Consider the following 21574-nt stretch of genomic DNA (forward strand, 5'->3'; position numbering starts at 1 on the left):
TCGACTCGATCCTGTACGTCAGATCCCTTCTTGAATGTCCCCTGGCCGCCAGTTAGCGGCTGGAAAGAGCAAGTTTGATCCCTAGCCCGACAAACAGAGTGCCGATGCCCCGGTTGAGCCAGCGACCGAGGCGCTGCGACAACCGTACCTTGTGGCTGGCATAGACGGTGGTAAAGACCAGCAGGTGACACCAGATGATGCCGCCCAGATTGAAGATGCAGCCGAGCAGGATAAAGGCGAGCGCCTTGTCCGGGACATCCGGCGCGATGAACTGGGGCACAAAGGCGAGGAAAAAGAGCGCGACCTTGGGGTTGAGCACATTGGTCAGCACCCCTTGCCGGTAAATCTGGCCATAGGAAAGGACGGGCAGGGTGGCCCCTCTCTCCATTGTCCCCGTCGTTTGCTGGCGCAGCAGGGAGAACCCCAGATAGATCAGGTAGATGGCGCCAGCCAGCTTGATAAGGGCAAACAGCTCGGCCGAGGCACTGAGCAGGGCCGACAGACCGAGGGCCGCCGCCAACACATGCACCATGACACCAGTGCCGATGCCAAGGGTCGCGACCGAACCGGCACGCCACCCTTGCGAACCGCTGCGCAGCATAACCAGCAGGGAGTCGGGCCCCGGCATGATATTGAGCAGCAGCCCCGAGACCATAAACAGTGCAAGATCATGAATACCGAACATCCCCCCTCCCCTCGTAAAGCAAAACCAAACAAAAAGGGCTCCGCAGAGCCCTCTTTTATTTCACTCTGCGGAAGCTGACGCGTCATCAGCTGTCCCGCCAGCCATCAGGGCCGCAGCGCCTTGTCCGCCCGGGAGATGCCGCAGACACCGGAGCGCACTACTTCGATGATCTCGTTGGTCTGGGCGGCAGTCTTGATAAAGGCATCCAGCTTCTCGCTGGTACCCACCAGCTGTACCGTGTACTGCTCCGGGGTGACGTCGACGATCTGGCCACGGAAGATATCCGCCAGCCGTTTCAGCTCGTCACGGGCTCCACCGGCGGCGCGCGCCTTGACCAGCGCAATCTCCCGCTCGATATGCTCCCCTTCGCTCAGGTCGCACACCTTGAGCACATCCACCAGCTTGTGCAGCTGCTTCTGGATCTGCTCCAGCACCCGCTCGTCACCCATGGTGACTATGGTCATGCGCGACAGGGTGGGATCCTCGGTCGGCGCTACCGTCAGGGTCTCGATGTTGTAGCCACGCTGGGAGAAGAGGCCCACCACGCGGCTCAGGGCGCCGGATTCGTTCTCCAGCAGTACTGAAATGATGTGTCTCATCAGGTTCTCTCCGTCTTGCTCAGCCACATTTCGTCCATGGCGCCGAACTTTATCTGCATCGGATAGACGTGCTCATCCGGGTCGACCGAGATATCCATGAACACCAGCCGATCCTTCATGGCGAAGGCTTTCTCCATGGCGCTCTCCAGCTCAGCCGGATCGCTCACCGCGATACCGACGTGGCCGTAGGCTTCCGCCAGTTTGACGAAGTCCGGCAGGGACTCCATGTAGGAGTGGCTGTGACGACCGCCGTAGAACATCTTCTGCCATTGCTTGACCATGCCCAATGCTCGGTTGTTGATGGAGATGATCTTGATGGGCACCCCGTACTGCATGCAGGTAGAGAGCTCCTGAATGTTCATCTGCACCGAGCCATCGCCGGTGACGCAGCAGACCACCGCATCCGGGTTGGCAAACTGGGCCCCCATGGCGGCCGGAATACCGAAGCCCATGGTGCCGAGGCCACCAGAGTTGATCCACTGGCGCGGCTTGGCAAACGGGTAGTAGAGGGCGGCAAACATCTGGTGCTGACCCACGTCAGAGGCGACGAACGCCTGACCTTGGGTCACCTTGTAGAGGGTCTCAATCACCTGTTGCGGCTTGATCTGGGTAGCCGACTTTTCGTAGGCCAGACAGTGACGGGAGCGCCACTGGTTGATCTGGCTCCACCAGTCCGCCAGCGCCTCCTTGTCGTTATCGAAGCCACACTCGCGGATCACTTCCAGCATCTGCTCCAGCACGGTTTCCACCGAGCCGACGATGGGCACATGGGCCTGCACCGTCTTGGAGATGGAGGTGGGGTCGATATCGATATGAACCACGGTCGCATTGGGGCAGAACTTGGCCACGTTGTTGGTGACGCGGTCATCGAAGCGGGCCCCCACGGCGAAGATAAGATCCGCATTGTGCATGGTCTTGTTGGCTTCGAAGGTGCCGTGCATCCCCAGCATGCCGATAAATTGCGGATGGACACCGGAGAAGGCCCCCAGCCCCATCAGGGTGGTGGTCACCGGCAGGTTCAGCAGCTCCGCCAGTTTGGTCACCAGATGATCCGCATTGGCGTTGATGGCGCCACCGCCCACATACATCACCGGGCGCTGGGCTTCTACCAGCAGCTTGGCTGCCCGCTTGATCTGCCCTTTATGGCCAGACTTGGTCGGGTTGTAGGAGCGCAGGGAGACCGTCTCGGGATACTGGTAGGGGAATTTTTCTTTCGGGTTCTGCACATCTTTGGGCAGATCCACCACCACCGGCCCCGGGCGGCCGCTGGCGGCAATGTAGTAGGCCTTCTTGATGGCCTCGGGAATATCGCTCGCCTTCTTGCACAGGAAGCTGTGCTTCACCACCGGGCGGGAGATACCGATCATGTCGGTCTCCTGGAACGCATCCTCACCGATCATGCTGGTCGGCACCTGGCCAGAGAGGATCACCAGCGGAATGGAATCCATATAGGCGGTGGCAATACCGGTAATGCAGTTGGTCGCTCCCGGGCCTGACGTTACCAGCACAGTCCCCACCTTGCCGGTGGAACGGGCGTAACCGTCAGCCATGTGAACCGCGGCTTGCTCGTGCCGCACCAAGACATGCTCCATCTTGCCGTTTTCGAAGAGAGCGTCATAGATGTCGAGCACTGAGCCACCAGGGTAGCCGAAGACGTGCTCAACTCCCTGATCTTCCAGCGCTCTAACCACCATCTGGGCGCCTGATAACATCTCCATGATAAAGCCCTCCAGGCTTTGCTCCGTTTAGCGAATCCCGCCGACGATGCCGTGCTTCCCGGCACGGCCCGATCCGTTTCTTGTTGTTATCTGAATGCAGATCGGCCCAATTCAGCCCCGTCGACAGTAGAAAAAAAGGATTTTTCCGTCATTCACCCGAAAATAGGGTGAAAAACCAACTTAACCCGCTTCATAACGCTTGTCCACGGCTTTATCTGACCAGAACAGTCATACATTTCAACCGGCTATTAACATTCAATGACTTGCCGTAGCGACCATGAGACAAAAGGGAAGGAAGTCGGGAAATGGCCAGCGGATCATTCCGCTGAGGGGAAAAACAGCCACAAAAAAGCCCACCGCTCAGTGGTGGGCTTGATGCCAAATGATGACTCAGTTGTCCTGATCCGGCTCCGCCAACCAGATCTGCTGATCCGGATCGGTCTCTTCACTGACCGAAATGCTGACACCCATATCGAGCAACTCGTGCAGGGTGAGATTGTCAGCCAGGTTCATGACTTCGCCGTTTTCATTGGTAAAGCGCATTTGCTCCGTCCTCTCCTTGGTGGGATCGCCTTTCAGTCTAGTCAACAACGCTCACTTGCGATAACCAGCAACTGGATAAACAGTCGCCCCCATCCAGCTCGCTCAGGCGATCACTCACCTCCTCCGGAAACAGAGTGCGCGCCCAGAGCCGCCGCGACAGAGAGGCCACGCTCTCGTCAGCTCCCGCCGCCAGCCAGCGGGCCAGCTCCCCTGCTACATCGGGGTAACAGACTGCCCCCGGCGAGGCGCTGTCGAGCCAGGTACGCACCAGATTGGCATCGAGCACATCCATCAGGGTCGCCAGCCCCATCATCTCGAGCGTCTTGCCGTTGGTCAGCTGCTCGAACTGGCCGCCGAGGGGCTTGACCAGCAGCTTCTTGCCGAGGGTGAGCGCCTCGGAAGCCAGCTCGAAACCCGCGTTGGAGATGACGCCGCGACAACCGGCCAGTACGGCGATAAACCCGTGCCGCGATGGTGGTTCGAAGCGCAGGTTGCGCCATTGGCTCGGGGTGCGAATGGCTGGGTGAAAGCAGACGAAGCGCTGCTGACCAAAGCGCGACAACAGGGCGGCAATCGCCTCGGTCTGCTCGAATGGCAGATAGACCAGGATTTCGCCGTTATCCGGCGCAGCGGCGATAGGGTCGATCACCGGCGGCAGCAAGGGATGACCGAAGTGAAACCAGTGCAGCCCGAGCGGCTCATCCACCGGAGCAAAGTGGCGCATCAGCTGGCGGCTGACCCCATCCTCCCCCCAGCGCGGGATGGGCCAGTTGAAACTGGCCTGATGGCTGACGGTGAGGCTCGGCTTGCCATAGCGGCGGGCGGCGTGGGCGGTCAACGGCTCAAAATCGCTCACCACCAGATCGTATTCGCTGCAATCGAGAGACCGCAGATCCCGCCAGAAGGTAAGCGGCGAGGCGGCTTGCAGGGTGCGCCACGGAGAAACTCGCCCCTCGTGGCTGACAAAAGTGAGGCCGGGAAAGGCGCGGTAGGCGCCGAACTCCTCCATGTCGAAGTAGCGGTCGGCAGGGCGGCCGCTGAAGAGATAATCCACCTCGACCCCAGCCGTGCGCAGCGCCCGCGCCAAAGTGCGACTGCGACTGATATGACCGTTGCCGGTGCCTTGCACCCCAAACAGTATCCTCATGAGTGGCTCCAGCCAAGCGCCAGCACGGCGCAACCGCCACCCAGCAGGGCTCCGGCAACCAGATCGCTCAGGTAGTGTACCCCGAGCAGCAACCGGGATGCCCCCACCAGCGCCGCCCAGCCAAACAGCAGGGGCGCCCAGATCGGAAAGCCGGTGGCCAGTATGGTGGCCATCAGAAAAGCGGCGGCGGTGTGGCCGGAGGGGAGGCTGTAGCGATCGGAAGGAGTGATAAAGACCGGCAAGCCGACCGGCCGTTGCCGTTTCAGGCTGTTTTTCAGCAGCAGATAGAGGGGCAGTTCGATGGCGAAGGCGAGCAGCGCCAATCGCACCAGCTCCCGCTCTGCCTCCCCCTGCCACCAGAGCAAGGCGGCCAGCACAGCGTAAAGCGGGCCATCGCCGGTGCGGGAAATGAGACGACTCACCCTCGCCTGCTGCCGGTTGTAGCCGTGAAGCAGGCAGACCCGGCACACCTGCAGGTCCCATTGCTGGATCTTGTTCATATCCCCTCCTTCCCTGAATTCTGCTTGCAGAGTAAGAAAGCGGGATGACGTTACGTTGAACAAGGGATAACAGATTTATGAAAAAAGGGCCGAATGGCCCTTTTTAATCTCGATGTGGCGGCAAAATCAGTGGCTGCCGCGCAGACCGGTCTCCATCAGACGGCAGTTGTGGTCCGCCAGACGGGCCATGAAGTGCTCATCCACTTTCAGGCCAAACACCTGCTCGTAGAGATCTTTCATCACGAATGGCTGCCACATCATGCTGAGGAAGGAGATCTTCAGCATGTCGGGATCCAGGTTGTCACCCAGCTCGCCGTTGGACTTCATGGTTTCCAGCAGGGCATCGAACTGCGGCAGCTGGCGTTCCAGCAGACGGTTCAGCACAAAATCCCGGCCCGGGCTCTTCTCGGTCGACAATGCGCTGGAGATGGCAGAGGTCAGCTCGCTGTTGGGCGCCATCACCTGATAGTAGGTGTTGAGCAGCTCGTTGAGGCTGTGATTGCTGTGTTCATCTTGCCAGGCATGGTCGAGGGGCTCGGCGACATCGCCCAGCACCGCTTTGTAAAGACCCTCTTTACTGCCGAAGTAGTAGTGGATCATTGCCAGATTGGAGCCAGCAAGCTCCGCGATTTCGCGTGTAGTTACCTTGCTATAGGGAGTATTGAGAAAACGCTCACGGGCGGCAGCAAGCAACTTGTCACGAATGTCAGAACGTCCGACCGGACGACCAGGTCTACGTTTTTCCATTTAACACCTCAGATAATTCAGCCAATGCTGATAAGTCGATCTGGTTGTGCAGAGAATAGAGCACAGCAGGAATGACCAGATAATCGGTCATGGGCCGAATATGGGACAAGGAAATTTGCAATCCTTTACAATCCGATTAAATACGTCAGCAGATTGCCCCTGACCTTCCGTGTTGACACAGCATAAAAATCTCGATATTGGTAAAAGCGTTATCGACTGGAAGGAATAACAACGTCATGCGTATCGCCACCCCGCTACTACTAATCTCCCTAATCGCGTTAACTCGCGCGGGATCCTTGTAGCCGGGCTAAGGCATAGCCGGAATTTACAAAAACCCGTGCACCCTGCACGGGTTTTTTTATGCCGCCGCAGGATGCACGTTACCGAACTTAGGAAGAGGGAAGTCACATGTCAGATCGGGTCATCATATTCGACACCACCTTGCGTGATGGTGAGCAGGCCCTGGCGGCCAGTTTGACAGTCAAGGAGAAGCTGCAGGTAGCCCAGGCGCTGGAGCGGCTCGGTGTCGACGTCATGGAGGTGGGCTTCCCGGTCTCTTCTCCCGGCGATTTTCAATCGGTGCAGACCATCGCCCGCCACATCAAAAACAGCCGGGTCTGCGCCCTCGCCCGCGCCCTGCCCAAGGATATCGACGCCGCCGGCGAAGCCTTGCGGGTCGCCGAGGCGTTTCGCATCCACACCTTTATCTCCACCTCCTCCATCCATGTGGAGAGCAAGCTGAAAAAGAGCTTCGAAGACGTGCTGGAGATGGGGGTCGGCGCCATCAAGCACGCCTTGCGCTACACCGATGACGTGGAGTTCTCCTGCGAGGATGCCGGCCGCACCCCGATAGAAAACCTGTGCCGCATGGTGGAAGCCGCCATCAAGGCCGGCGCCCGCACCATCAATATCCCGGACACCGTGGGCTACACGGTACCGACCGAGTTCTCCGGCATCATCCACACCCTGTTCAACCGGGTACCCAACATCGACAAGGCCATCATCTCGGTCCACTGTCACGACGATCTGGGACTCTCGGTGGCCAACTCCATCGGCGCGGTGCAGATGGGGGCCCGACAGATCGAGTGCACCATCAACGGCATCGGTGAACGGGCGGGCAACTGCTCGCTGGAAGAGGTGGCGATGATCCTCAAAACCCGCGCCGACCTGCTCGGGGTACAAACCAATATCCGCCACAGCGAAATTCATCGCACCAGCACGCTGGTCAGCCAGCTCTGCAACATGCCGGTGCAACCCAACAAGGCGATCGTCGGTGCCAACGCTTTCTCCCACAGCTCCGGCATCCATCAGGATGGGGTGCTCAAGGCGAAAAATACCTACGAAATCATCACTCCCGAGAGCATTGGCCTGACCCAGAACAACCTCAACATGACCTCCCGCTCCGGCCGTCACGTCATCAAGCACCGGATGGAGTCCATGGGCTACGCCGAGAGCAGCTACGACCTCGACCACCTCTACGGCAAGTTCCTGACCCTGGCCGACAAGAAGGGGCAGGTGTTCGACTACGACCTCGAAGCACTGGCCTTCTTCAGCCAGATCCACGAAGAGCCCGAGCACTTCAAACTGGAGTACCTCGGGGTGCAGAGCGGCAGCTCGGTACTGGCCACCGCCTCGGTTAAATTGAAGGTGGGACAGGATCTGATCTGCGAAGCGGCCACCGGCAATGGCCCGGTGGATGCAGTCTACCAGTGCATCAACCGCATCACCGGCTATGAGATCCGCATCGACAAATATGCCCTCAAGAGCAAGGGCGAAGGGGAAGATGCCCTCGGTCAGGTCGATATCGTCGCCGAGTACAAAGGGCGCAAATTCCACGGCATGGGACTGGCCACCGACATCATCGAATCCTCGGCCCACGCCCTGCTCCATGTGATCAACAGCATCTGGCGCGCCGATCAGGTGGCCGAACAGATGGAACGCAATAACAGCATCAAATCAGAAACCGTCTGAACAGGGCTAGGTACCAAACAGACGGACTGGAATGACAGCATCACATCGGAAACCGTCTGAGCAGGACTCGCTGCCACACAGACGGCATGGAATGACAACATCAGGACGGGGAACGTCTGAACCGGCAACCGCGCGCAGCGTCGGGGAAACCGGACAGAGGGATCTCAAAGACAATATCAGGATGGAGAGTGTATGAGCAGTTATCGGATCGCAGTCTTGCCGGGTGACGGCATTGGCCCGGAAGTGATGGCCGAGGCCATCAAGGTGCTGGAGAAGGTGCAGGCCAGGTTCGGCCTCGCCTTCGAGTATGATCACCACGACGTGGGCGGCATCGCTATCGACAACCACGGCACCCCGCTGCCGCAAAGCACGATCAAAGGTTGTGAAGCGGCCGATGCCGTGCTGTTCGGCTCGGTGGGCGGCCCGAAATGGGAGCATCTGCCACCCAACGATCAGCCTGAGCGTGGCGCCCTGCTGCCCATGCGCGCCCACTTCAAGCTGTTCTGCAACCTGCGTCCGGCCCGTATCTACACAGGCCTCGAGCAGTTCTCCCCGCTGCGCGCCGATATCTCCGATCGAGGTTTTGACATCGCCTGCGTGCGCGAGCTGACTGGCGGCATCTACTTCGGCCAACCCAAGGGGCGCGAGGGAGAAGGGGCGAACGAGAAGGCGTTCGATACCGAGGTATACCATCGCTTCGAGATTGAGCGCATCGCCAAGATTGCCTTTGAGTCGGCTCGTGTGCGCCGTGGCAAGGTCACCTCCATCGACAAGGCCAACGTGCTCGCCTCCTCCATCCTGTGGCGTGAGGTGGTCAGTGAGGTCGCCAAGTCCTATCCGGACGTAACCCTCAACCATATGTATATCGATAACGCCACCATGCAGCTCATCAAGGATCCGTCCCAGTTCGATGTGCTGCTCTGCTCCAACCTGTTCGGTGACATCCTCTCCGACGAGTGCGCCATGATCACCGGCTCCATGGGACTGCTCCCCTCCGCCAGCCTCAACGAATCGGGTTTCGGCCTGTTCGAACCGGCCGGTGGTTCGGCCCCGGATATCGCCGGCAAAGGGATTGCCAACCCCATCGCCCAGATCCTCTCCGCCGCCCTGATGCTGCGTTACAGCCTGGGTCAGGCAGCTGCCGCACAGGCCATCGAGCAAGCCGTGGCCCAGACCCTGGCCGAGGGTTACTTCACCGCCGACCTGCATCAGGCCAGCGCCCGCCATCCGGTGCAGAGCACGTCCGAGATGGGTAGCCAGATCGCCGCCCGGATCTGAGCCGCATAACAGAGAACAAGGAAGAGAGAAGCAATGGCCAAGACCCTCTATCAGAAAGTATTCGACGCCCACGTGGTACGGGAAGTGGAAGGGGAGACCCCCCTCATCTACATCGACCGCCATCTGGTGCATGAAGTGACCAGCCCGCAGGCATTCGATGGCCTGCGCGCCATGAATCGCCAGCTGCGCCGCCCGGACCTGACTTGGGCCACCATGGATCACAACGTCTCCACCACCACCAAGGACATCGCCGCCTCTGGCGAGATGGCCCGCATCCAGATGGAGACGCTGGCGGACAACTGCAAGGAGTTCGATGTTCGCCTCTACGATCTCAACCACAAATATCAGGGGATCGTCCATGTGATGGGCCCCGAGCTCGGCATTACCCTGCCCGGCACTACCATCGTCTGCGGCGACTCCCACACCGCCACTCATGGCGCCTTCGGCTCGCTGGCCTTCGGCATCGGCACTTCCGAAGTGGAACATGTGATGGCCACCCAGACCCTGAAACAGGGCCGCGCCAAGACCATGCGCATTTCGGTCAACGGCAAGCTGGCCGAGGGGATCAGCGCCAAGGACGTGGTGCTGGCCATCATCGGCAAGGTCGGCCACGCCGGTGGTACTGGCTACGTGGTGGAGTTCGCTGGCGAGGCCATTGCGAGCCTCTCCATGGAAGGGCGGATGACGGTCTGCAACATGGCCATCGAGCTGGGCGCCAAGGCGGGGATGATTGCCCCCGACCAGACCACCATCGACTACATCCGTGGCAAGGAGTTTGCTCCCAAGGGCGAGGTACTGGAGCAGGCCATCGCCAACTGGCAGAGCCTCAAGAGCGATGAAGGTGCCCGTTTCGATGCCGAAGTGGTGCTGGATGCCGCCGATATCGCCCCGCAGGTCACCTGGGGGACCAATCCGGGTCAGGTGATTGCCGTCAATGAACCCATTCCGGCGCCGGAATCCTTCAGCGATCTGATGGAGCAGCAGTCTGCCCGCAAGGCACTCGCCTACATGGACTTGCAACCGGGCCAGAAGCTCTCCGACGTTGCCATCGACAAGGTATTCATCGGTTCATGCACCAACAGCCGCATCGAGGATCTGCGCGCGGCCGCCGCCATCGCCCGTGGCCGTAAAGTCGCCGCAGGCGTGCAGGCACTGGTGGTGCCGGGCTCCGAACAGGTGAAGGCGCAGGCCGAAGCCGAGGGGCTGGACAAGATCTTCATCGAGGCTGGCTTTGAGTGGCGCCTGCCCGGCTGCTCCATGTGTCTGGCGATGAACAACGACCGGCTGCAACCGGGGGAGCGCTGCGCCTCCACCAGCAACCGCAACTTCGAAGGGCGTCAGGGCCGCGCCGGCCGCACTCATCTGGTGAGCCCGGCCATGGCCGCCGCTGCCGCCGTCACCGGCCGCTTCGCCGACATTCGCGCACTGTAAGAGGACATTTCGATGACAGGATTCAAACAGCATAAAGGGATCGTCGTCCCCCTCGACAGCGCCAACGTCGACACCGACGCCATCATTCCGAAGCAGTTTTTGCAGAAGGTCAACCGCATCGGTTTTGGCAAGCACCTGTTCCACGACTGGCGCTTTCTGGACGATGCCGGCCAGCAGCCAAACCCCGAGTTCGTGCTCAACCAGCCGCAATTCGCCGGTGCCAGCATTCTGCTGGCCCGCGAGAACTTCGGCTGCGGCTCGAGTCGCGAGCACGCCCCCTGGGCGCTGGCCGACTACGGCTTCAAGACCATCATAGCCCCGAGCTTTGCCGACATTTTCTACGGCAACGCCATCAACAATGGCATGGTACCGGTGCGCTTGAAGGAGGAGGAGGTCGATGCCCTGTTCCAGCTGGTGGCCGCCAAACCGGGCATCGAGATCGAGGTGGATCTGGAAGCCAATCAGGTACGTGCAGGTAGCCTCTGCTTCGGTTTCGAGATCGATGAATTCCGCCGTTACTGTCTGCTCAACGGCTTGGATGCCATCGGTCTGACCCTGCAGCACGAGGCCGCCATCAGCGCCTTTGAGGCGAAGCAGTCGAGCTGGATTTAACGCGCCAGTTGCAAAAAAACGAGTAGAATCAACAGGGAGCTTCGGCTCCCTGTTTTACTGTCCGCTACGCTTCCCACTTTGGGCCACCGGAACTGGCCCGTGCCACAGGAAAGGATGATGAAGAGACCGACGGCAATTCCTCTGCTCTGTGCCCTGCTGCTTGCCCTGCCTGCGGGTGCCAGCCAAACCAGCTTCAACAACAGCCTCGGCCAGATCAGCGTCGGCTGGCAGGATAGCGAAGGCAAACCCCAACAGCTCACCTACCGGCTCGAACAGGGCAAGTTGCCGCCTCTCATCGCCTATCGCCCGGCGAGAATGCAGGAGGAGGTGTTGCAGGTGTTGCTGCGGGAGGTGCGCCAGAACTACCCCGAGGTGCAGTTCACCCTCGCCCGCCCCTCGCTTGAGCTGCATCTGAAAAGCCGCAATCAGGACAAGGCGCGCGAGGCGATGGCCTTTCTGCAGTCCAAGCGGAGCAAAGAGGAGCTGGCGTGGCTGACCAAACACTACTTCCAGTACTTCAATACCCCGGACGGGCAGCTGGCGGTGAAGCAGGATCATGTGCGCATCGCGCTGGAGAGTCGCAGCGGGCTGGCTCCACTGGCGGATCAACTCAAGCAGCAGGGCAGCACCGAAACGGAAGCGCGCCAGAAAACCGTGGCCCACATGCTCACCTTTATCCAGAGCATCCCCTATCAGCAGCTCGATAGCCTGAACGGCAGGCAGGGCAAGGGCTTTCTCCCGCCCCGTCAGGTGCTGGAGCAGAACCGGGGGGACTGCGACAGCAAGGTAACCCTGATGGCCGCCATGCTGGCCCAGCTCTTTCCGGAGCTGAAACAGGCCATGGTGTTCGTCCCCGGCCATGCCCTGCTGGCCGTTGACCTGCCCGCCAAGCCGGGGGATGTGACCCTCAACTGGCAGGGGCAGAACTACCTGCTGCTCGAACCTACCGGCCCCGCCACCTTGCCTGCGGGCCAAATAGCATCGACCAGCAAAACGCTGGTCGATAGCAAGCAGTTGAGTGTGCAGCCGGTTCAGGAGAAAGGCTAATCCCCTCCCTCTGCCGATGGGGAGAGAGGATTAACCCTGAGGCAGAAACTCTACCGCCAGCAGCAACCCGCTCTCCTCCTCCAGCACCCGGATAATACGGGCATGGGCTTCAAAGGGAGGCAACAGATTGTTGTTGGTGGCAAGACTGATCCGGATGGGCTGATTGATGTCGAGCTGGTGTTCAGAGACCGCAATCCCCATGCCGTTGGCACTGAGATCCCGGCAGATCCCCTCCAGCACCAGCTGCTGCTGATAGACGGTGACCGGAGCATTGATGACCATGCGCGCAAAGGCACGCCTTTCCTTGGTATTGGTAAGCACGCGAACATCCTCTGTTGGGTGGGCGTCATCTCATGGGTATTGCACAATTGTGCTGGTCTACCCAAAAGAACGTTAATACAATGCGGTTCGTTTCTCAAACGGGGTGCGGTTTACCGCTGAGATTATACCCGTGTACCTGATCCAGATAATGCTGGCGGAGGAATTTGAGGCATGGCGCTCATTTTTTGCGCCCTCACCCGCTGGCACCTCGTTATTAACAAGTAATAGGGAGTGCCACCTATGAAGACCCTGCTGCTGGTCACCACCGGCCTGCTGTCGGCCAATGTGTTCGCCGCCGACACCCTCACCGTCTACACCTACAGCTCCTTCACTGCCGAGTGGGGTCCGGGACCCAAGATCAAACAGGCCTTCGAGAAAGCGTGCGACTGCACCCTCAATCTGGTTCCCCTCGAAGATGGGGTCGCCATCCTCAACCGGCTGCGGCTGGAGGGCAACCACAGCAAGGCCGATCTGGTGCTGGGGCTCGACGATGCCCTCATCAGCGAAGCCAAGCAGAGCGGTCTGTTCGCCCCCCATCCCGCCAAGCTGGATGGCATCAAGGTGCCGGGTGACTGGCAGGATGACACCTTCGTCCCCTACGACTACGGCTACTTCGCTTTCGTCTATGACAAGGACAAACTCAAGCAGCCGCCCAAGAGCCTGAAAGATCTGGTGGAGCGTCCTGACCTCAAAGTGATCTATCAGGATCCCCGCACCTCCACCCCGGGGCAGGGACTGATGCTGTGGATGAAGTCTGTCTACGGCGACAAGGCGCCTGCCGCCTGGGCCGAGCTTGCCAAAAAGACGGTCACCGTCACCAAGGGGTGGTCCGAGGCTTATGGCATGTTCCTCGATGGCGAAGCGGACATGGTGCTCTCCTACACCACCTCTCCGGCCTATCACCTGATTGCCGAGAACAAGCCCCAGTATCAGGCTGCCGCCTTCGAGGAGGGTCACTACCGTCAGGTAGAAGTGGCTGCCAAGCTGAAGAGTGCCAAACAGGGGAAGCTGGCTGACCAGTTCCTGCAATTTATGGTGAGCCCCGCCTTCCAGAACGAGATCCCGACCGGCAACTGGATGTATCCCGTTATCGACACGCCGCTGCCCAAGGGCTTCGAGCAGATGATCACCGTAGCCAAGCCGCTCGCCTTCAGCAGCGATGAGGTGGCCGCCAATCGCAAAGGGTGGATCCGCGAGTGGCTGCAAGCCGTCACCCAGTGAGCCGTTATCTGAAACCACAGGCTCGTCCCCTCTGGTGGTTGCCGGGCAGTGCAGCCACCTTGTTGATCCTGCTGTTATCCCTCGGGCCGCTCGCGGCCCTGCTGTGGCAGGCCGGTTCGCTGGCACCCCGCACCCTGCTCGCAGACCCTTATCTGCGTCATGTGCTGGGCTTCAGTCTGGGACAGGCGCTGCTCTCCACCCTGCTCAGTCTCGGGCTCGCCATTCCGGTGGCCCGTGCGCTGGCGCGGCGCCGCTTCATTGGCCGAACCCTGCTGATTAAACTATTTGGTCTCTCGCTGGTGCTGCCGGTCATCATCGCCATCTTCGGCATAGTAGCGGTACATGGCAAACAGGGGTGGCTGCCGCAACTGTTGCGCTCACTGGGGCTCGATCCCGGCAATTATCTCTACGGCCTGTTCGGTATCCTGCTGGCCCACATCTTCTTCAATATGCCGCTGGCGGCCCGCCTGATGTTGCAGAGCATAGAGAGCATCCCCGAATCGAGCTGGCGCCTCGCCAGCCAGCTCGGCATGCGCTCATCCCATATCTTCCGGCTGCTGGAGTGGCCGCTTATTCGCGGCATATTGCCTGGGCTGGCCAGCCTCATTTTTATGCTCTGCTTCACCAGCTTCACTACCGTGCTGGCGCTGGGGGGCGGGCCGAAATCGACCACCCTAGAGGTGGCCGTCTATCAGGCGCTGCGCTTTGATTTCGATCTCGCCACCGCGGGCGGATTGGCGCTGGTGCAGCTGATCCTGACCGCCGCCCTGCTCGCCCTGCAGCACAAGCTGCAGAGTACCCCGGCCAGCAGGGTGACACCCCGTCGCCCCTGCCTGCGGCCGGATCGTCATCAACCGGGCACGGCCGTGGTGGATCTCTTATCGCTCTGTATCGGCCTCGCCATCTTTCTGCCACCGCTGCTTGCCATCGTCGTCGCAGGCCTCCACCCCGGTCTGCTGACGGCGCTCACTGCCGCCAAACTGTGGCAGGCGAGCGGCCAGTCGCTGTTGATTGCACTAGCAGCCGGTGTCTTGGCTACCCTGCTCGGTGGCGCACTGCTGCTCACCAGCCGTCATCTGCGGGTACGGGCGCGCAAGCGACGGGCTGCCGCCCTGTGGGAGGCCAGCGGCTCGGTGATCCTGATGATCCCGGCCGTGGTGCTCTCTACCGGTCTCTTTATCCTGTTTATGCCCTTTGCCGACGTGTTCGCCCTCGGCCCCTGGCTGGTGGTACTGGTCAACGCCCTGATGGCGCTGCCCTATGTGATGCGCACCCTCTCAGCCCCCATGCAGCTGGTGGTGCGCCAATACGGCCGGCTGGCGGATAGCCTGGGGGTACGTGGCCTGCATCGCCTGCGACTGGTGGAGTGGCCGCTGCTGCGCCGCCCGCTGGCACTGGCGATGGCGCTGTCGATGATCCTCTCGCTGGGGGATCTCGGCGCCATCGCCATGTTTGGCAGTCAGGAGCTCACCACCCTGCCCTGGCTGCTCTACCAACAGCTCGGCAGCTACCGGCTGACCGAGGCGGCCGCCACCGCTCTGCTGCTGCTTACGCTCTGTTTCTCCCTGTTCTGGCTGGTGGAACGGGGGCTTGGAGGAAAACATGCTGAACATTGATACACTGGTGACCAGCTACCCCGACTGGCGCGTCAGCTTCAGCGCGACCCTGCCCAAGGGGGAGATCACCGCGCTGATTGGCCCAAGCGGCGCGGGCAAGTCGACCCTGCTCGGGATGATCGCCGGCTTCGTGCCGGTGGAGTCGGGCCGCCTCAGCTTCGATGGCGAAGATCTGCTGCCGTTGGGCCCCGCCGAGCGACCAGTCACCACCCTGTTTCAGGATCACAACCTGTTCCTCCACCTGTCGGTGTTCGACAATATCGCCATCGGCTTGCACCCGGGGCTGCGCCTGAGTGCCGCCCAACGGGCACAGGTGATCGATGCAGCCGAGCGGGTTGGTCTTGGCGAGATGCTAAACCGTCTGCCGGAGCAGCTCTCCGGCGGCCAGCAGCAGCGGGTTGGGCTGGCTCGCGCGCTGGTGCGCGGCAAACCGCTGCTGCTGCTGGATGAGCCCTTCTCTGCCCTCGATCCCGCCCTGCGCCGGGAGATGCTGGCGGAAGTGGCGAGGCTAGCCTGCGAGCAAGGCATTACCGTACTGATGGTCTCCCACAATCCTGAGGATGCCCAGCTTATCGCCGATCAGGTGCTCTTTGTGGACGAGGGGCGCATCGCCCTGCAGGGAAAGCCGGATATTCTGCAACACAGCAACCACCCGGAGCTGCTGCGCTACCTTGGACAGTGATCTAAGGACACTGAACTGGTGACGGGATCAAAAAAGGGAAGCCAAGTGGCTTCCCTTTTTCATATGAAGATAGTCAGCTAAATCAGAGATTTTCCTCGGCGAACGAGGCCAGTCGGCTGCGTACCACGCCGTTGAGGAAGATGTTGGCACTGCCGTCAAAATCCTTGAAACGCTCGACGATGTAGGTGAGACCCGAGGTCACCGGGCTCAGGTAGTTGGAGTCGATCTGGGCCAAGTTACCGGAACAGACGATCTTGGTGCCCTCGCCGCAGCGGGTGATGATGGTCTTGATCTGGGATGCGGTCAGGTTCTGGCACTCATCCAGCAGCACGAAGGTGTTCTGGATGCTGCGCCCGCGCATGAAGTTGACCGATTTGAACTGGATGTTGGCCTTCTCCATGATGTAGCTGAGCGAGCCGCTCATGTTCTCGTCCTGCTTGTGCAGCACCTCCAGGGTGTCGGTCACCGCCGCCAACCATGGCATCATCTTCTCCTCTTCGGTGCCGGGCAGGAAGCCGATGCTTTCGGCAATTTCCGGGGTATTACGGGTGACGATCACCTTCTCGTAAATGCCCTTCTCAATCACCAACTCCAGCGCAGCAGCCATGGCCAGCAAGGTCTTGCCGCAACCCGCCGGGCCGGTCAGGATAACCAGATCGATGTGCGGATCGAGCAGTGCATCCAAAGCCATCCCCTGATAGACGTTCTTGGGATGGACACCCCACGCCTTGCGAGACATCAGCCGCTCGCGGCCCAGATCCTTGATGCGGATCTTGTTGCCATCGTGGCTGAGTACCCGGGCGGCGAAGAAATTCTCCTCATCCACCAGATACTGGTTTACGTGAACCCCTTCCAGCAGATTGGCATCGATCACATGGATGGTGTCGCGGCCATGGGTCTCGCTCTCGCACTCGCCAACCCGCTCCCAAAAGCTGCCGGGCACCACCTGAAAGCCTTTGGCCAGCAGGCGGATATCATCGATCAACTGGTCGCTACGGTAATCTTCAACGTGAGCAAGTCCGGCCCCCTTGGCCTTGAGGCGCATATTGATGTCTTTGGTGACCAGCACCACCTGACGCTTCAACTCGTGCTTTTGCAGATAGAGGGCCGCGTTGATGATGCGGTTGTCGGCCTCCTTGTCGGTAAAGACCTCGGCATCCTGCGGCAGATGGTGATCGCTGAAGATGCAGATATTGCCGCTCGCTTCGCCAGCCAGAGGAACACCCTGGGTGATCTGATCCGGGGTTGCATCGCGGAACACATCTTCCAGCGCACGAATGGCCACCCGCGCGTCGCGGCTGACATCCTTGTTGCGATCCTTGATGTTATCGAGCTCTTCCAGCACCGTCATGGGGATGAGCACGTCGTGCTCTTTGAAGGAGTAGATAGCGAGGGGTTCGTGAAGCAGAACGTTGGTATCCAGGATAAACAGCTTTCGGTCCGTATTGTCCATAAGCATCCTCCTTGGCACTGAAGGGCCACGTGTGTGAATCTCAGATGTCATTGAAACCACACGGCCGTGACAGTTTTATTACCCTCAACGCTACGCCCGATTTTACTATCGCGCAACAAATCACTTGGCCGCCTGATTTGATTGCGCATAAAAACAGCAATACAAAGACCGGCACTGTGGCCGGTCTTTTTTCTATCGTTCAACTACTCAGGAATGCCTGTTAACCGCACTTTGAATCGCCGCAGTTAAGGCAGGTCATGCAGCCATCCTTCAGCACCAGCGCCTTGGTGTGGCACTTGTAGCAGAGCGCGGCATTGGCCGGAAAACCACTGTTCGCCTGTTGCTCTTCAGCGTCCTGAGCCGCCTTCAGCTCGGCCTGTTTTTCTGCCAGAAACGCCTGCTGATGCTCGTCCAGCCCCGGCGCCTTGAGCATGCCGATCTCGGTGAGATGGCTCTCGATCACGTTGCCAATTTCGGCGATCAGCGACGGCACATACTTGCCCTTGTTCCAGTAGCCGCCCTTGGGATCGAATACGGAACGCAGCTCCTCCACCAGGAAGGTGACATCCCCACCCTTGCGGAATACCGCCGAGATAATGCGGGTCAGCGCCACGATCCACTGGTAGTGCTCCAGGCTCTTGGAGTTGATGAAGATCTCGAACGGACGGCGGGTTTCGTGCACCGTGCCCTCGTTGAGAATGATGTCGTTGATGGTGATAAACAGCGAGTGCTCGGAGACATGCTCCGGCGTCTTCAGCTTGTAGGTGGTACCCATCAGCCGCTCCGGGCGCAGCACGGTTTCGTGCATGTGCACCACGTCATCCTGCGCAGAGAGATCTTCTTGCGGCTCATCCTTGGTACGCACCTTGTAGGCGACGATTTTCTTGTCGATCTTCTTGACCATAATGTCGTTCTCAGAATTTACCGTAATAGCCTTCTTTCAAGGCGTCGTAGAGGTTGGCGGCCGTATGCAGCTCGCCATCGTATTCGATCTCTTCGTTCCCCTTGACGGAGATGACGGAGCCATCCTCGAGGGTGAAATCGTACAGGGTGTTCTCCAGATCCTTCTCCTTCACCAGCACGCCCTGGAAAGCCTCCGGATTGAAGCGGAAGGTGGTGCAGCCCTTGAGGCCGGAGTCCGAGGCATACATGTAGATGTCCTTGAACTGCTCGAACGGGAAATCGGTCGGCACGTTGGCGGTCTTGGAGATGGAGGAGTCAATCCAGCGCTGGGCCGCCGCCTGAATGTCCACATGCTGCGCCGGACTGATGTCATCGGCAGTAATGAAAAAGTCCGGCAGACGGCTCGCCTCATCATCGGCATAGGGCATGGCGGCCGGATTCACCAGCTCGCGGTAGGCCAACAGCTCGAAGGAGTAGACATCGACGCTCTCCTTGCTCTTCTTGCCCGGCTTGATGACGTTGCGGCTGTAGTGGTGGGCAAAGCTCGGCTCGATGCCGTTGCTGGCGTTGTTGGCCAGTGACAGCGAGATGGTGCCGGTCGGCGCGATACTACTGTGATGGGTGAAACGCCCACCCACTTCGGCCAGCTCGGCGACCAGCGCAGGATCCACTTCGGCAACCTGCTGCATATAGCGGCTGTAGCGCGCATGCAACACCTTGCCCTTCACCTTGTCGCCTACCTTGATGCCATCAGCCGCCATTTCCGGGCGCAGACGCAGCATCTTGCCAGTCACTTCAAACTCCTGCTCCATGATGAGGGCAGAGCCCTTCTCCTTGGCCAGACGCAGGGACTCCTGCCAGCCGGTCATCGCCAGCTCCTGGGATACCTGCTCGGTAAAGGCGACGGACGCGGCAGAACCGTACTTGATCTGCAGCATGGTCAGGCTCGAGCCAAGCCCGAGGAAACCCATGCCGTGACGGCGCTTGGCTGTGATCTCCTCGCGCTGTTTGGCCAGCGGCAGCTGGTTGATCTCCACCACGTTGTCGAGCATGCGAGTGAAGATGGCCACCACCTTGCGAAACGCCTGCCAATCGAACGCAGCGTTTTCAGTAAAAGGGTCGCGCACAAACTTGGTCAGATTGACCGAACCCAGCAAACAGGCACCGTAGGGTGGCAACGGCTGCTCGCCACAGGGGTTGGTCGCGCGGATCTCTTCACAGAACCAGTTGTTGTTCATCTGGTTGACCTTGTCGATCAGGATGAAGCCGGGCTCTGCATAGTCATAGGTGGAGGTCATGATGACATTCCACAGCTTGCGGGCGGGCATGGTCTTGTAGACCTTGCAGGCGACCTGCCCCAACTCGTTGAATACAACCCCTTCCTTGTTGGGCCAGTCGGCCCATAGCACCTGAGCGGGATCGTCCAGCGCAATGCCATCCTGCTCCACCTCTTTGGCGGTATAGGGGAAGATGAGCGACCAGGGGGCATCCTCTTTCACCGCCTTGACGAAATCTTCGGTGATGAGCAGAGAGAGGTTGAACTGACGCAGGCGGCCATCTTCACGCTTGGCCTGTATAAACTCGATCACATCGGGATGGCGGATATCCATGGTGCCCATCTGGGCGCCGCGACGGCCACCGGCTGACGAGACGGTGAAACACATCTTGTCATAGATATCCATGAAGGAGAGCGGGCCTGAAGTGTAAGCACCGGCACCGGAGACAAAAGCACCGCGCGGGCGCAAGGTCGAGAAGTCATAGCCGATGCCGCAACCGGCTTTCAGGGTCAGGCCAGCCTCGTGCACCTTGCCGAGGATATCGTCCATCGAATCTTCGATGGTGCCGGAAACAGTACAGTTGATGGTTGAAGTGGCAGGCTTGTGCTCAAACGCCCCGGCGTTGGAGGTGATGCGGCCCGCCGGAATGGCCCCATTCCGCAACGCCCACAGGAACGGCTCATACCAGGCCTCAGGTTCCAGCTCCTGCTCGGCCAACGCACGAGCTACCCGCTGGTAAGTCTCATCGATAGAGCTGTCGATGGGAGTGCCATCCTTGCTCTTGAGGCGATACTTGCTATCCCAGATCTCGAGGGACGTTTCCTGCATGGGGATAAGGCGGGAGCCAAGCTCACTCTCCAGCACCGGGTTCGATTTAGCCATTTTCAATCAACCTTATGTGAATGCATCGACATCATGACAACAGCATAAAACACAACTAATGGTGCCATCTAAAATTAATGACACAACATATAGTACACCTGATGCCATGAGGGCGCCGATTCTAACCTAAAAAAATGCCCCGGCCAGCAGATTTCTGGGCCAGGGCACTTAACTGATTAATTTGCTGAGAGATTTAACACTCAGAGATAGATCAGGGCTTCTTGACGTAAACGGTCGGTGTTTCACCCGCCATATTCAGATAGAACTCGTAGACGCCATCAGCATCCGGTGAGAACTTCATGTCCTCATACTTGGAGCATGGGTTGACCGGCACCGCCTCACCACCCAACACGGCAACACCATCACTCGGACTCTTGTAGCCAAAGTTGGTACCGCAGCTCCAGCCTGAATCAGCAAACTTGAACTTGTAGGGGGCCCACTCTTTCTTGAGGGTGCCTTTGGCCATATAGAGCTTGTCGGCCACCTTGACTACCTTGCTTTCATCAGTCGCCATCCAGTCGTTCATCTCCCCGCGCAGGTAGATGGACTTGCCACCGAAGTCGCTGTTGTCTGCCGCTGTCTGCTCTGCACCACCATTGGATGCACAACCGCCTAATACCAGGGTTCCCGCCGCCAGCATCATCGTTACTGTTCTTTTGAACATGGGTCTATTCCTTAAATTATTGTGATTCCTTGGTCCATCAATATGGACTGAAGAATTAAACCAGAGGAGGCATCACAAGAAAGGTAGAGGCATCACATTCTGTGCTTTTTATATCCACCCCATTAAACCAGTGAGCAAATATCGAACAGAAAAAGAGGTCTTTTTGGGGCTTTAGAGGGATGGTCAATGAATGACAAGAAGGGGAAAGTCTAATAATCCGGCGACGTGCTGAATTTCAGCCAATAAAAAACCCCGCTCGATGAGCGGGGTTTCTTGT

At 59.5% G+C, this 21574-nt stretch carries 20 protein-coding genes and 1 riboswitch; of the genes, 8 read left to right on the forward strand and 12 right to left on the reverse strand.

The annotated features are described in order from the left end of the window. Nucleotides 1–52: 52 nt before the first annotated feature. From A9G06_RS16390 to A9G06_RS16415, 7 genes are all read right to left on the reverse strand, one after another. Nucleotides 53–685: a LysE family translocator gene (locus A9G06_RS16390; RefSeq protein ID WP_069555880.1), complete on the reverse strand. Its 633-nt coding sequence runs from the start codon at nucleotides 683–685 to the stop codon at nucleotides 53–55. Between the two features lie 104 nt (nucleotides 686–789). Continuing rightward, nucleotides 790–1284 carry an acetolactate synthase small subunit gene (gene ilvN, locus A9G06_RS16395; RefSeq protein WP_005311605.1) on the reverse strand — a complete coding sequence of 165 codons (495 nt, stop codon included), beginning with the start codon at nucleotides 1282–1284 and terminating at the stop codon, nucleotides 790–792. Continuing rightward, a complete protein-coding gene (locus tag A9G06_RS16400; RefSeq protein WP_005339146.1) occupies nucleotides 1284–3002 on the reverse strand; it encodes an acetolactate synthase 3 large subunit in 1719 nt (572 codons plus the stop codon). The genes ilvN and A9G06_RS16400 overlap by 1 nt, the downstream gene beginning before the upstream one ends. Nucleotides 3003–3392: 390 nt before the next feature. After that, a complete protein-coding gene (locus tag A9G06_RS22040) occupies nucleotides 3393–3545 on the reverse strand; it encodes a hypothetical protein (protein WP_005341188.1) in 153 nt (50 codons plus the stop codon). 37 nt (nucleotides 3546–3582) lie between these two features. Next, entirely contained in the window at nucleotides 3583–4692 is a 1110-nt protein-coding gene (locus A9G06_RS16405; protein ID WP_069555881.1) for an MJ1255/VC2487 family glycosyltransferase, read from the reverse strand. Next, nucleotides 4689–5192 (reverse strand): phosphatase PAP2 family protein, encoded by a 504-nt coding sequence (locus tag A9G06_RS16410; protein ID WP_069555882.1) that lies wholly within the window; start codon nucleotides 5190–5192, stop codon nucleotides 4689–4691. Before A9G06_RS16410 ends, A9G06_RS16405 begins: the two co-directional genes overlap by 4 nt. 126 nt (nucleotides 5193–5318) lie before the next feature. Beyond that, entirely contained in the window at nucleotides 5319–5939 is a 621-nt protein-coding gene (locus A9G06_RS16415; protein ID WP_005349170.1) for a TetR/AcrR family transcriptional regulator, read from the reverse strand. A gap of 408 nt (nucleotides 5940–6347) precedes the next feature. Between A9G06_RS16415 and leuA the strand changes: the two genes are divergently transcribed. The 5 genes from leuA (at nucleotide 6348) to A9G06_RS16440 (ending at nucleotide 12278) form a co-directional block, all read left to right on the forward strand. Beyond that, a complete protein-coding gene (leuA, locus tag A9G06_RS16420; RefSeq protein WP_069555883.1) occupies nucleotides 6348–7910 on the forward strand; it encodes a 2-isopropylmalate synthase in 1563 nt (520 codons plus the stop codon). A 192-nt stretch (nucleotides 7911–8102) separates the two neighbouring features. Continuing rightward, a complete protein-coding gene (gene leuB / locus A9G06_RS16425; protein ID WP_069555884.1) occupies nucleotides 8103–9188 on the forward strand; it encodes a 3-isopropylmalate dehydrogenase in 1086 nt (361 codons plus the stop codon). Nucleotides 9189–9221: 33 nt separating this feature from the next. Continuing rightward, nucleotides 9222–10619 carry a 3-isopropylmalate dehydratase large subunit gene (gene leuC / locus A9G06_RS16430; protein ID WP_069555885.1) on the forward strand — a complete coding sequence of 466 codons (1398 nt, stop codon included), beginning with the start codon at nucleotides 9222–9224 and terminating at the stop codon, nucleotides 10617–10619. A gap of 12 nt (nucleotides 10620–10631) precedes the next feature. Further along, entirely contained in the window at nucleotides 10632–11231 is a 600-nt protein-coding gene (leuD, locus tag A9G06_RS16435; protein ID WP_069555886.1) for a 3-isopropylmalate dehydratase small subunit, read from the forward strand. A 117-nt stretch (nucleotides 11232–11348) separates the two neighbouring features. Continuing rightward, nucleotides 11349–12278: a hypothetical protein gene (locus A9G06_RS16440; RefSeq protein WP_069555887.1), complete on the forward strand. Its 930-nt coding sequence runs from the start codon at nucleotides 11349–11351 to the stop codon at nucleotides 12276–12278. 30 nt (nucleotides 12279–12308) lie between these two features. Here the strand turns inward: A9G06_RS16440 and A9G06_RS16445 are convergent, their stop codons facing one another. Then, entirely contained in the window at nucleotides 12309–12599 is a 291-nt protein-coding gene (locus A9G06_RS16445) for a PilZ domain-containing protein (RefSeq protein ID WP_005339160.1), read from the reverse strand. A gap of 89 nt (nucleotides 12600–12688) precedes the next feature. Then, nucleotides 12689–12779, forward strand: a riboswitch (TPP riboswitch). 60 nt (nucleotides 12780–12839) lie between these two features. On the opposite strand from A9G06_RS16445, the gene thiB reads away from it, so the two are divergent. The 3 genes from thiB to thiQ are packed head-to-tail and all read left to right on the forward strand — an operon-like array spanning nucleotide 12840 to nucleotide 16118. Then, nucleotides 12840–13820 carry a thiamine ABC transporter substrate binding subunit gene (gene thiB, locus A9G06_RS16450; protein ID WP_069555888.1) on the forward strand — a complete coding sequence of 327 codons (981 nt, stop codon included), beginning with the start codon at nucleotides 12840–12842 and terminating at the stop codon, nucleotides 13818–13820. Continuing rightward, nucleotides 13817–15436, forward strand: coding sequence for a thiamine/thiamine pyrophosphate ABC transporter permease (gene thiP, locus A9G06_RS16455; protein ID WP_069555889.1), 1620 nt, complete (start codon nucleotides 13817–13819; stop codon nucleotides 15434–15436). The genes thiB and thiP overlap by 4 nt, the downstream gene beginning before the upstream one ends. Beyond that, the gene (gene thiQ / locus A9G06_RS16460; RefSeq protein ID WP_069555897.1) at nucleotides 15423–16118 is read left to right on the forward strand and encodes a thiamine ABC transporter ATP-binding protein; all 696 of its coding nucleotides are present in this window, start codon (nucleotides 15423–15425) and stop codon (nucleotides 16116–16118) included. The genes thiP and thiQ overlap by 14 nt, the downstream gene beginning before the upstream one ends. A gap of 82 nt (nucleotides 16119–16200) precedes the next feature. On the opposite strand, the gene A9G06_RS16465 is transcribed toward thiQ, so the two are convergent. The 4 genes from A9G06_RS16465 to A9G06_RS16480 form a co-directional block, all read right to left on the reverse strand. Beyond that, complete coding sequence (locus tag A9G06_RS16465; RefSeq protein ID WP_005358170.1) at nucleotides 16201–17571, reverse strand: PhoH family protein; 1371 nt, start codon at nucleotides 17569–17571, stop codon at nucleotides 16201–16203. A gap of 220 nt (nucleotides 17572–17791) precedes the next feature. Then, nucleotides 17792–18475, reverse strand: coding sequence for an NrdJb (locus tag A9G06_RS16470; protein WP_069555890.1), 684 nt, complete (start codon nucleotides 18473–18475; stop codon nucleotides 17792–17794). Nucleotides 18476–18485: 10 nt separating this feature from the next. Then, nucleotides 18486–20633, reverse strand: coding sequence for an adenosylcobalamin-dependent ribonucleoside-diphosphate reductase (locus A9G06_RS16475; protein WP_069555891.1), 2148 nt, complete (start codon nucleotides 20631–20633; stop codon nucleotides 18486–18488). 211 nt (nucleotides 20634–20844) lie between these two features. Beyond that, the gene (locus A9G06_RS16480; RefSeq protein ID WP_069555892.1) at nucleotides 20845–21297 is read right to left on the reverse strand and encodes a pullulanase; all 453 of its coding nucleotides are present in this window, start codon (nucleotides 21295–21297) and stop codon (nucleotides 20845–20847) included. Between the last annotated feature and the right edge of the window lie 277 nt (nucleotides 21298–21574).

Origin of the sequence: Aeromonas sp. DNP9 (genome assembly GCF_001728955.1) — a bacterium.
GTDB classification, from domain to species: Bacteria; Pseudomonadota; Gammaproteobacteria; order Enterobacterales; family Aeromonadaceae; genus Aeromonas; species Aeromonas veronii.

What these genes read in the sequence shown, in the direction of transcription:
- A9G06_RS16390 (WP_069555880.1), bottom strand. Translation starts at nt 685, where the DNA reads ATGTTCGGTATTCATGATCTTGCACTGTTTATGGTCTCGGGGCTGCTG.
- ilvN (WP_005311605.1), bottom strand. Translation starts at nt 1,284, where the DNA reads ATGAGACACATCATTTCAGTACTGCTGGAGAACGAATCCGGCGCCCTG.
- A9G06_RS16400 (WP_005339146.1), bottom strand. Translation starts at nt 3,002, where the DNA reads ATGGAGATGTTATCAGGCGCCCAGATGGTGGTTAGAGCGCTGGAAGAT.
- A9G06_RS22040 (WP_005341188.1), bottom strand. Translation starts at nt 3,545, where the DNA reads ATGCGCTTTACCAATGAAAACGGCGAAGTCATGAACCTGGCTGACAAT.
- A9G06_RS16405 (WP_069555881.1), bottom strand. Translation starts at nt 4,692, where the DNA reads ATGAGGATACTGTTTGGGGTGCAAGGCACCGGCAACGGTCATATCAGT.
- A9G06_RS16410 (WP_069555882.1), bottom strand. Translation starts at nt 5,192, where the DNA reads ATGAACAAGATCCAGCAATGGGACCTGCAGGTGTGCCGGGTCTGCCTG.
- A9G06_RS16415 (WP_005349170.1), bottom strand. Translation starts at nt 5,939, where the DNA reads ATGGAAAAACGTAGACCTGGTCGTCCGGTCGGACGTTCTGACATTCGT.
- leuA (WP_069555883.1), top strand. Translation starts at nt 6,348, where the DNA reads ATGTCAGATCGGGTCATCATATTCGACACCACCTTGCGTGATGGTGAG.
- leuB (WP_069555884.1), top strand. Translation starts at nt 8,103, where the DNA reads ATGAGCAGTTATCGGATCGCAGTCTTGCCGGGTGACGGCATTGGCCCG.
- leuC (WP_069555885.1), top strand. Translation starts at nt 9,222, where the DNA reads ATGGCCAAGACCCTCTATCAGAAAGTATTCGACGCCCACGTGGTACGG.
- leuD (WP_069555886.1), top strand. Translation starts at nt 10,632, where the DNA reads ATGACAGGATTCAAACAGCATAAAGGGATCGTCGTCCCCCTCGACAGC.
- A9G06_RS16440 (WP_069555887.1), top strand. Translation starts at nt 11,349, where the DNA reads ATGAAGAGACCGACGGCAATTCCTCTGCTCTGTGCCCTGCTGCTTGCC.
- thiB (WP_069555888.1), top strand. Translation starts at nt 12,840, where the DNA reads ATGAAGACCCTGCTGCTGGTCACCACCGGCCTGCTGTCGGCCAATGTG.
- thiQ (WP_069555897.1), top strand. Translation starts at nt 15,423, where the DNA reads ATGCTGAACATTGATACACTGGTGACCAGCTACCCCGACTGGCGCGTC.
- A9G06_RS16465 (WP_005358170.1), bottom strand. Translation starts at nt 17,571, where the DNA reads ATGGACAATACGGACCGAAAGCTGTTTATCCTGGATACCAACGTTCTG.
- A9G06_RS16470 (WP_069555890.1), bottom strand. Translation starts at nt 18,475, where the DNA reads ATGGTCAAGAAGATCGACAAGAAAATCGTCGCCTACAAGGTGCGTACC.
- A9G06_RS16475 (WP_069555891.1), bottom strand. Translation starts at nt 20,633, where the DNA reads ATGGCTAAATCGAACCCGGTGCTGGAGAGTGAGCTTGGCTCCCGCCTT.
- A9G06_RS16480 (WP_069555892.1), bottom strand. Translation starts at nt 21,297, where the DNA reads ATGTTCAAAAGAACAGTAACGATGATGCTGGCGGCGGGAACCCTGGTA.